Source organism: Acinetobacter sp. YH01003 (assembly GCF_013420525.1).
GTDB lineage: Bacteria > Pseudomonadota > Gammaproteobacteria > Pseudomonadales > Moraxellaceae > Acinetobacter > Acinetobacter towneri.
In genome coordinates, this window is record NZ_VOXY01000001.1 from 557,553 (window position 1) to 567,922 (window position 10,370).

Genomic DNA, 10,370 nt, shown 5'->3' on the forward strand with positions numbered 1-10,370 from the left:
CTAAGCAACCAATATGAAAACAATAGACTATTACAACCAATACGCAGATCAATTTTTAGAAGCTACGTTGTATGTGGATATGGAAAGCCTATACCAACCATTTTTAGCTGAGTTGCCAGATTCTGCACGCATCCTGGATTTAGGCTGTGGGTCAGGTCGTGACACTTTGGCTTTTAAAAATAAAGGCTATCAAGTTGATGCTATCGACTATTCTGAAGTATTGGTCGAACGAGCGACCCAACTGACTGGTATCGCTGTTCAGCAACAAAGTTTTTATGAGCTTGATATACAAGATGTTTATGATGGGGTATGGGCATGTGCCTCTTTACTACATTGTGCTCGTAATAGACTCCCTGATGTTTTAAAACGTATTCATGCTGCATTACGCCGTGGCAGTGTGTGCTATATGTCTTTTAAATATGGAACAGCAGATAGAGTAAAAGGCGGTAGGGCGTTTACTGACTTAAATGAAGAGCAGGCTCAGGAATTGTTAGATCAGTTGAGTGGGGTTAGGGTGTTAAAACAGTGGATTACAGTAGATCAGCGACCTGATCGTGATGAACAGTGGCTGAATGTACTTTGGAAAAAACAATGATACATTCCTGTTCGTTTCCTAATATTCTTTATTCACGATTTGATTTACAAGAAAGCTCCAAACTGATTCCTACTGAGAATGGCATCTATTTTTGGTGGATTAAAAACTTACCTGAGATTGTTCCGCTAGAGGACTGTATTCAGATTAAGGAATACTATCTTGTGTATTCAGGTATTTCCCCAGATAAAAAAGGGAAACCAAATAGTAAATCGACTTTAAGAACTCGGCTCAGAACACATTATTTTGGCAATGCTGAAGGATCTACATTAAGACGAACACTAGGTATTTTACTCGCCCAGCAAAGTGGTTTTCCTTTACGTCGAGTTGGTTCGGGTAAACGAATGACATTTACTCACTTGGGTGAACACTGGTTAGATCATTGGATGGAGGAGAATACGCGTATTTCATGGATATTAGATCCTGAACCATGGGTGCTTGAAGAAAATATGTTTAAATCAGTTTCATTACCATTGAATTTAAAAGGGAATGAGCATGTTTTTAAAAATACATTGTCCACTTTGAGAAAAGAAGCAATTCATCAAGCAAGAATGTTAGAAATTGTGAATGAATTAGGTTTTAAAAGGACAAAAAAATAGCATTGTTAAGGGATTTAATCCTTAATTTGGGAGAAATATATGTCCGAATTCTATGAAATAGAGCCATCATTAGAAAGTTATTGGCGTGCGGTGATTCTATTCGGACGTAATGTTGCCTCTTATAAATTTGCCTTAGCCAAATCACTTTATGACCTAAAAGCTGAAGGTAATACCATTATTACGCTTGATCAATTAGCAAAGCCTTTTAGCCAGCATATTTGCGAGCACCTCAAATTAGTGGATAAACAGGCGACTTCAAGCTCTAGTAAATTCTTGGATTTTTGTCGTTCTTATAATGCAGGTGAAATTGATCAGCAAACCTTGATTACAAAAACCGTGCAATATGGCTTCGTCAATGTGATTGATGCCTTTCATAACGTACATGGTCAAGAATTGCCTAAACGATTCTTCATGGATGCCCGTAAAACCCAAGATGGCATCATTCTGACGGATGAAGTATTCCAATTATTTGACAGACAGAACGCCGTGGATTTAGTAGATGAAACTGAAGCGAGATGGAGATTGGTTGAAACAGCTTGGGATATGAACTTACCCAAGCATTTGGTACAAATTGAGCATGATGATCAGGGAATTTTGGTTGCGGACAATAAAATCAGACGTGTGAATGTCACTTCAGCGAAGTCAGCTTTAAATGGCTATCAAAAGAGTCGCTGTTTCTATTGTTTTGCACCGATCACCATCGAACAGTTATTTGAGCATTCTGCGGATGTAGATCATTTCTTTCCACACAAATTACGTGAATGCGATATTCAAAAACCAATCAACGGCGTAGCGAATCTGGTATTGGCATGTCCGAGTTGTAATCGAGGGCAACAGGGGAAATTTGATCGTTTACCATCGGTCAATTTATTAGAGCGTTTGCATAAGCGTAATGAGTATTTGATTACCAGTCATCATCCATTAAGGGAAACATTAATTGCTCAAACAGGATTTACTGAACCGGCGCGCCGTGGTTTTTTACAGGATGCTTATAACTGCGCTACGTTGACGATGGGAAGTGGAAAGAAGTGGGAGCCAACTAGACAAGGATTACAGTTGTTATAACTTAGAGGGGTACTTATCTAAGAAAAAAAACTATTTGTAGGGTTTTTGATCAATCGTGATTATAGTTTTTTTGACAATTTGTTTAATATAAGCCTATATTTTTTAAAATCTTATTTAATATACTTTGAGCTATAATGGTAGCCTGAGCAATGTGATTCATACAAAGTGAGGGCTTTGTATAGAGGCATTTATGGCAAAGTTATAAATGGAATAAAGATTAAAACCATTATTGAATGATTGAGATAAGAACATGACGGGGAAATTTGCGCCTGGAGCTCGTGTAGAGATTCGTGACGAAGAATGGGTAATCCGACGAGTGGACCCGACCATGAATCATGGTGATCAACTTACATGTGAAGGAATATCAGAGCTCGTCCGTGGTAAAGAAGCCATTTTCCTGACTAAGTTCGAAGACAAAATTCAAATTTTAGATCCTAAGCTCACCAAATTGGTTCAGGATAAAAGTCCGCAATTTTCTCAAAGTTTATTATTTATTGAAAGCCAGCTACGCCAGTCCACGCCCAATGATTTAAAAATTCACATTGCCAAAGAAGCGGCAATGGACGTGGTTGAATATCAATTAGTTCCAACGTATCAAGCGTTGAAACAACCTCGACAACGTATTTTAATTGCCGATGCGGTAGGGCTCGGTAAAACGCTTGAAGCAGGTATTTTGGTTACGGAGTTAATTCAACGTGGTCGTGGTAAACGAATTTTAGTTCTGACGCTAAAAAGCATGATGACGCAATTCCAAAAGGAATTTTGGAATCGTTTTTCAATCCCTCTAATTCGTCTAGATTCAAATGGTTTACAACGAGTTCGTGGGCGTATCCCAACCAATCATAACCCATTCTATTATTATGATAAGTCAATTATCTCAATTGACACCCTTAAGCAAGACAACGAGTTTAAGTCTTACTTAGATAAGGCGTATTGGGACATCATCGTCATTGATGAAGTTCATAATGTTGCAGATCGAGGAACTAGCTCACAGCGTACTGAGCTCGCGCAGTTATTAGCACGAAAGTCAGATACTTTAATCATGCTTTCAGCAACACCACATGATGGTAAAGCCAAAAGTTTTGCAAGCTTAATGAATATGCTTGATCCGACGGCTATTCCAGATCCGAATAATTATGAAAAAGCTGACTTTGCCGATAAGGGGCTCGTGGTACGTCGTTTCAAAAATGACATTAAAGATCAAGTCAAAGCTGAATTTAAGGATCGTAAGGTTTTTCCTTTAAAGCACCAAGCATCCGCTCAAGAAGAATTGGCTTATGAAGCTTTGCTTAAAGTCCCGTTTACTATTAAGGGTCAATACAACAGTGATAAGCCTGGTCAATTAGTTCGTATTGGCTTACAGAAAGCACTATTTTCATCACCCGCAGCTTGTTTGAAGTCTGTTGAACAAAGAATTAAAACTCTCACTGCTAAAAAAGAATTGCTTACACCAGATGTAGAACAAGAACTCGACCATCTTCAAGACTTGAAAGCTTGTCTAGAGCCAATCGATTCAGTAGCGTTTACAAAATACACCAAACTTATTGAATTACTTAAAAGCTCTGAATTTAATTGGGATAAACGTAACACGGATGATCGTATCGTTATTTTCTCTGAACGTATTGAAACACTGAATTTTTTAGAAAGTGTTTTAAGCCGTGATTTAGGTCTAAATAAAGATCAAATTCAGCAATTGCATGGGGGAATGGATGATCTTACCCAGCAAGATATTGTTGAGAAATTTAGCAAGCGTGAAGAAAAGGTTCGTGTATTACTCTGTTCTGATGTCGCGAGTGAAGGGATTAACCTCCATCATTTATCACATCGCTTAGTCCATTTTGATTTGCCATGGTCATTGATGGTGTTCCAACAACGTAATGGTCGTGTAGACCGTTATGGTCAAACCCAAGAGCCAGAAATTTATTATCTTATTACGGAAAGTAGTAATGAAACGATCCGTGGCGATGTCCGTATTTTAGAAATCTTACAAGAAAAGGATGACCAAGCTTATAAAAATATTGGTGATCCGGCGACCTTCCTTGGTGTTTATGATGTCGTAAAAGAAGAAGAGTTGGTGACAAATGCCATGCTCACCATGCAGGCGGACGAATTTAATACTCAATATACGCCTGAAAATGAACAGAATGAAGGTGATGATATTTTAGCGGATTTCTTCAGTTCATTTGATGAAGAACCGATTGTGGATATACAGCCACAAGACGTAAAAGACAATTTCAAACTATTTGAATGTGAATATGAATTCGCTAAAAGAGCATTGTCTTATCTTAATAAAGACCAAAGACGTATCGCTGTTGAGTTCGAAGACGCTATTAAAAAAATAAAACTAACAGCTCCCGATGACTTAAAACAAAAATTTAAAGCTTATCCACCTGAAATTTATCCAGAGCATGGAGACTTTATTCTCACTGAAGATAAAGAAAATTATATGGAAGTGGTGAAGGCTTCTCGTAATGAAGAGAACTCTTGGCCAAAAGAACACTATTTATGGAAACGTCATCCTGTCGCTGAATGGTTACAAGAACGTATGTTGGGCAATACTGGGCGTAATGAAGCTTTAGTGATTGGTCTAAATACGCAACTTGAAAAAGATGAAGCGATTTTCTTAGTGTCTGCACTGATTCCTAACCGTAAAGCACATCCAGTGATTTGGGAATGGTACGCCGTACATACCAAAGCCAATCGCATTGCCAAAATTGAGCCTTTACAAGACATGCTGAATGTCTATGGTCAGATCCTTAAAAATGCACCGAATACGGGTGCACCAGTCGATTTAGATGCTTTGCAAAATTTACGCTCTGCCGTTGTGGATGGGGTGACTCAAGAAGTGCTCAAGAAGAAAGTCAGTTTTGATGAAGAGATGCAGCCCAAGCTTGCTGAACAACTTGAAAAATTAAGTGCTTTAAAAGGTAAACAAGAACAACAGTTACATCTGGATTTCGATCAAGGACTCGAGTCTGTTGCTAAAACCAAAAAAGAAGCTAAGCAACGTTATATCGATCAAGTGTTTAATGAATACGAAGTCTGGATTAAAGATACTTGGCAGACAGAAAATTCACCTTATATTCAATTAATTGCCGTTATTGCAGCAACTCAAAACTAAGGATAGATCATGGCTATTAGTGACAATGCAGCGACTTATTTGGGCATTCAAAACGAAAATGAATTCTATTCAGCACATTATTTATCTGAAGTTTTTGATGGTGATATACGCGATTTAATTCAACAGTGGCAAGCGAAAGAGCAACAGGACAGAGAGAGCCAACAAACTGTTATTTTTGAACCGCCATATCAACGCTTAAAAAACTTAGCACGTTCATATTTTAAAACCCATGAGCAGATTCAGCGCGAACGTAGTCTAAAAGCATCTTTAGCAGACCGTCGACAATTACACCAACAATTACTGAGTGCTTTGGATATTCCTTTTGCGCCGTATAACCATGTTTTTTCTATGGGTAATAAGGATGTAGAGCTACCAGTTTTGTCTGCTTATCCAAATCAGCAACAACCAAAATTGATGGTTGTAGAGGCAATTGATAAAGAAAATGACGGTTTTGACCCATTCTCACTAAGCCTGCTGAAAGAGCAATTCTTTGGACCAGGACCATATGCGGATGGTCTAGTGCATAAAGCGAAAGATGGGACTGCAATCAAGTGGTCGGACATTATCAATGATCACATTTTTAAAATGCAAGAACCACCACGTTGGGTCTTGGTCTTAGGTGATCGACAAGCGATTTTGGTTGATCGTTTTAAATGGCTACAAAACCGCGTTTTGCGTTTTGATTGGGATGAAATTTTAGGCCGTAAAGATACCAAGACCTTACAGGCCACAACAGCACTGTTATTTAAAGACAGTCTTGTTCCTGAAAATGGTGATTCGTTACTCGACAGCCTAGATGAAAATGCACATAAGCATGCTTTTGGGGTATCTGAGGACCTGAAATATGCCCTGCGTGAAGCAATTGAACTCTTAGGCAATGAAGCAACGGAACAGCTTTTACAACGTAAAGATATTAGTTGGGCAGGTGAAAAAACGGGGCTAAACCCAGAGCAACTCTCAAGAGAATGCTTACGGTATATGTATCGTTTGTTGTTCCTGTTTTATATTGAAGCACGTCCCGAGCTGGGCTATGTGCCGATTAAAACTAGTCACAGTTATCTTAAAGGTTATAGCTTAGAAAGTTTACGTGACTTGGAAATGGTGCAATTACAGAGCGAGCAGTCTTTAAAAGGTCACTATTTCCATTATTCAATTCAAAAGCTGTTTAATTTGATTCATACGGGTAAACCGCATGATCAAGGTGATCTTGCACTTGATGGGAGTTATAGCGCAGCGAGTACGGGCTTAACGGGTTTCGATATTCATGCTTTAGACAGTCATTTATTTGACCCGAAAAGAACACCGTATTTAGAAAAAGTAAAATTTACCAATCAAACACTACAACGCGTCATTCGCTTGATGTCTTTGACGCGTGAAACCAGCGGTCGTGGTCGTCAGCGCCGTGGTCGTGTTAGTTATGCGCAACTCGGTATTAACCAATTGGGTGCAGTTTACGAAGCACTGTTAAGTTATCGTGGCTTCTTTGCCAAAGAAGACTTATATGAGGTGAAGCGACCGCAGGACAATTACGATGAGCTGCATGAAGGCTATTTTGTTACTGCAACAGAAATTGATAGCTATGCGGATGATGAAAAAGTCTATGAGCGAAATGACGAAGGACTAAAAGTCCTCAAGAAACATCCTAAAGGTAAGTTTATTTACCGTTTAGCTGGTCGTGACCGTCAAAAGTCAGCCAGTTATTACACACCAGAAGTTCTGACCAAGAGTTTGGTCAAATACACCTTACGTGAAAAACTCGGTGCAGATTTAGAAAAAGTCAGTGCCGATGATATTTTAAAACTCACAGTATGTGAGCCTGCAATGGGTTCAGCAGCCTTCTTGAACGAAGCTGTCAATCAATTGGCTGAAGCATATTTAGTTAAGAAGCAGTCTGAGCTCAATCAACGTATTGAGATGAAAGATTATCAGCACGAGTTACAGACGGTCAAAATGCACATTGCCGACCATAATGTATTTGGTGTGGATTTAAACTCGATTGCGGTTGAACTTGCAGAAGTGTCTTTATGGCTGAACTCGATTAATGGTTCAAATCAGGTGCCATGGTTTGGCTATCAATTATTTAACGGTAACTCGCTGATTGGTGCACGTCGTCAGGTGTATGACGAGAAGCAGATTAAAACCAAAGTCAAAGCGGATAAGTGGTTTAACTTTGCACCGAAGCGTTTAGCACCTGAAAGTTTGGCCCAAAAAAAATCAGATCGTGCTGAGACAGAAGTGTATCACTTCCTATTACCTGATCCAGATATGGCAAACGTAACAGACCGTGATGCCAAAGCATTAAAGCCCGAAAAATTTGAAACGATTAAAAATTGGCGTAAAGGCTTTTTATCAAATTTAGAAGCTTGGGAGATTGAAACGCTACAACAATTTAGCGATGTGATTGATGAGCTTTGGGCACAGCATGTCCAGACTTTAAGAGCTGACCGTGCCCGCACGGAAGATCAATTTAAAATTTGGGGGCATGAATCGAAAGGTCAAACCACGACCACTGCTGCTAAAGATGAAATTCATGCTACTGGCATTTTTAACCATGATGCGCCAATTGCAACACCATATCATCGTTTGAAATTGGTAATGGATTATTGGTGTGCGTTATGGTTTTGGCCCATTGAAAAAGCAGATTTACTACCAGACCGTGCCACATGGATGATGGAGCTTAAGCTGGTACTGGAAAGTGAAGTTTATGATTTTCATCAGCCTGAACAAAGTGGTTTTGATTTTGATGCAGCAGTAGTAGAAACACAACCTGCTTTAACTGGTTTTGAAAAGACTCAGCATGATTTGTTTGGTGATGATCAACTCAGTTTAACGGTACAAGAAGAAAAGCTGAGCCAAGTTTTAACGGCAAAAGGTGAGTTGCATTTACCTAGTCTTTACAAACAACATCCACGTTTACAACTGGTAAAAGAGCTTGCAGATAAGTTTAAGTTTTTCCATTGGGAACTGACGTTTGCAGATATTTTTGCTGACCGTGGTGGTTTTGATGTGATGTTGGGGAATCCGCCGTGGTTAAAGGTGGAATGGAATGAAGGTGGTGTATTAGGGGATTACAATCCTGAGTTTTTGATTAAAAACTTTTCTGCGACACAATTGCGTGAGCGTAGAAAGCAAGAATTCGAACTTAAACCAGCATTGGAAAATGCTTGGTTTACAGAGCTAGAAGAAGCTGAAGGTACGTTAAATTTTTTGAATGCATATCAAAACTATCCGGAATTAAAAGGCATTCAAACTAATTTATATAAGTGTTTCTTACCACAAGCTTGGAAATGGGCAAGAGGTAATGGTGCTAGTGGTTTTTTACATCCAGAAGGGATCTATGATGACCCTAAAGGAGGAGATTTTAGAGCATTAATATATAAAAGATTAAGATCTCATTTTCAGTTCCAAAATCAATTTTTATTATTTGCTATCGGAGATAGAGTAAAATTTAGTATAAATATTTATGCAGAGTTAAAAGATCGAATTGATTTTATAAGTATTTGTAATTTATTTTCTCCAAAAACTATAGAACAATGTTTAAATCATGATAGCTCAGGTTTAACACCTGGACTTAAAAATTCTGAGGATAAATGGGAAACTAGAGGACATAAAAATAGAATTTTGTATGTTAATGAAGATAGTTTAAGGATTTTTTATAAACTCTACGATGGTGATGGTGATTCGATTAATAAAGCAAGATTACCAGCTATACATTCTGTTGATTTGCTATCGGCATTAGCTAAATTGGCTAATGTTCCTCAAAGATTGTCTGATCTTGGAGAAAATTACTCTTCGACAGTAATGTTTGATGAAACTTATGCACAGAGAGATGGTTTAATCAAAAGATCTACTGAATTTGCTAGTGATGCAAAGGATATTATTTTATCGGGACCTCACTTTTTTGTTGGTAATCCACTGTATAAAACGCCTCGTAGAATATGTATTCAAAAAGCAGACTATGATGTTCTAGATCATACTAATTTAAATTACGATTATTCTCCTAGATATAATTACATACCTAGCGATAAAAATAAATTTATTGATAAGATCCCTCACGTAACTTGGATTGAAAATAATGAGGTCTGCTCAAAAAAAATTACTGAATATTACAGGGTAATAACTAAGTTTCAGATGTCTCAAGGAGCTGAAAGAAGTTTCTTTACGGCGATTATTCCACCTTATCACAATCATATTAATACGATTATATCGTATGCCTTTAAGGATATTGAAAATTTAATATTTTTTTCAGCGGGTGGTTTTTCAATAATATTTGATTTTTATATCAGAACAAGTGGGCGTTTAGCATCGAGTGGTATTACACCAACGCTACCAATATGTAAGCCAAATAAATATTTAAAACTAAGGGTGTTACTTCTAAATTGCTTAACAAAAAGTTATGAAGACTTATGGAGAAAGTGTTGGGAAGAAGTGTTCATACAAGATCAATGGACCAATAATAAGCTATTAAATAATCAACTTTTTAAAGAGTTAGATACAGATTTAACATCCTCTTTCTCACTAAGAACCGATTTCGAACGCCGTCAGGCACTCCTAGAAATCGACGTACTTGTTGCCATGGAACTCGGTATGACCCTACAGGAATTACTCACCATTTACCGTGTGCAATTCCCAGTCATGCAACAGTACGAACGTGAAACCTACTATGACCAAAGTGGACGTATAGTCTTTACACCATCAAAAGGTCTAGTCGGTGTTGGACTTGATCGTACTGTGGGACGAAATGATCCACCTGTCAAAATTAAATATCCATGTGGCAAAGAAGAAACTAAACCACTGGGGTGGACCGAAGCCCAAAAACTACCAGATGGCACAAAAATCCATAGAACCATTTTAGATGACACGCAACCGGGCGGACCTGTTGAACGTGTGATTACCTATACCAGTCCATGGTATTTACCAAATCGAGAAGAAGATTATAAACAAGCGTGGGACGTGTTTACGGCACGATTCAAAGCGCAAGAGGGTGTGTAAA

The 10,370-nt window shown here is 38.3% G+C and carries 5 protein-coding genes; all 5 read left to right on the plus strand.

The annotated features are described in order from the left end of the window. The first annotated feature begins 13 nt into the window (after positions 1-13). A complete protein-coding gene (locus FTT70_RS02715; RefSeq protein ID WP_180168245.1) occupies positions 14-595 on the plus strand; it encodes a bifunctional 2-polyprenyl-6-hydroxyphenol methylase/3-demethylubiquinol 3-O-methyltransferase UbiG in 582 nt (193 codons plus the stop codon). Then, a complete protein-coding gene (locus tag FTT70_RS02720) occupies positions 565-1,191 on the plus strand; it encodes a GIY-YIG nuclease family protein (protein WP_373685730.1) in 627 nt (208 codons plus the stop codon). The genes FTT70_RS02715 and FTT70_RS02720 overlap by 31 nt, the downstream gene beginning before the upstream one ends. 39 nt (positions 1,192-1,230) lie before the next feature. Beyond that, positions 1,231-2,256 (plus strand): HNH endonuclease domain-containing protein, encoded by a 1,026-nt coding sequence (locus FTT70_RS02725; protein WP_180168246.1) that lies wholly within the window; start codon positions 1,231-1,233, stop codon positions 2,254-2,256. A 250-nt stretch (positions 2,257-2,506) separates the two neighbouring features. Then, a complete protein-coding gene (locus FTT70_RS02730) occupies positions 2,507-5,377 on the plus strand; it encodes a DEAD/DEAH box helicase (protein ID WP_180168247.1) in 2,871 nt (956 codons plus the stop codon). A 9-nt stretch (positions 5,378-5,386) separates the two neighbouring features. After that, positions 5,387-10,369, plus strand: a complete 4,983-nt coding sequence (locus tag FTT70_RS02735) for a class I SAM-dependent DNA methyltransferase (RefSeq protein ID WP_180168248.1) — start codon at positions 5,387-5,389, stop codon at positions 10,367-10,369. Position 10,370: the final 1 nt, after the last annotated feature.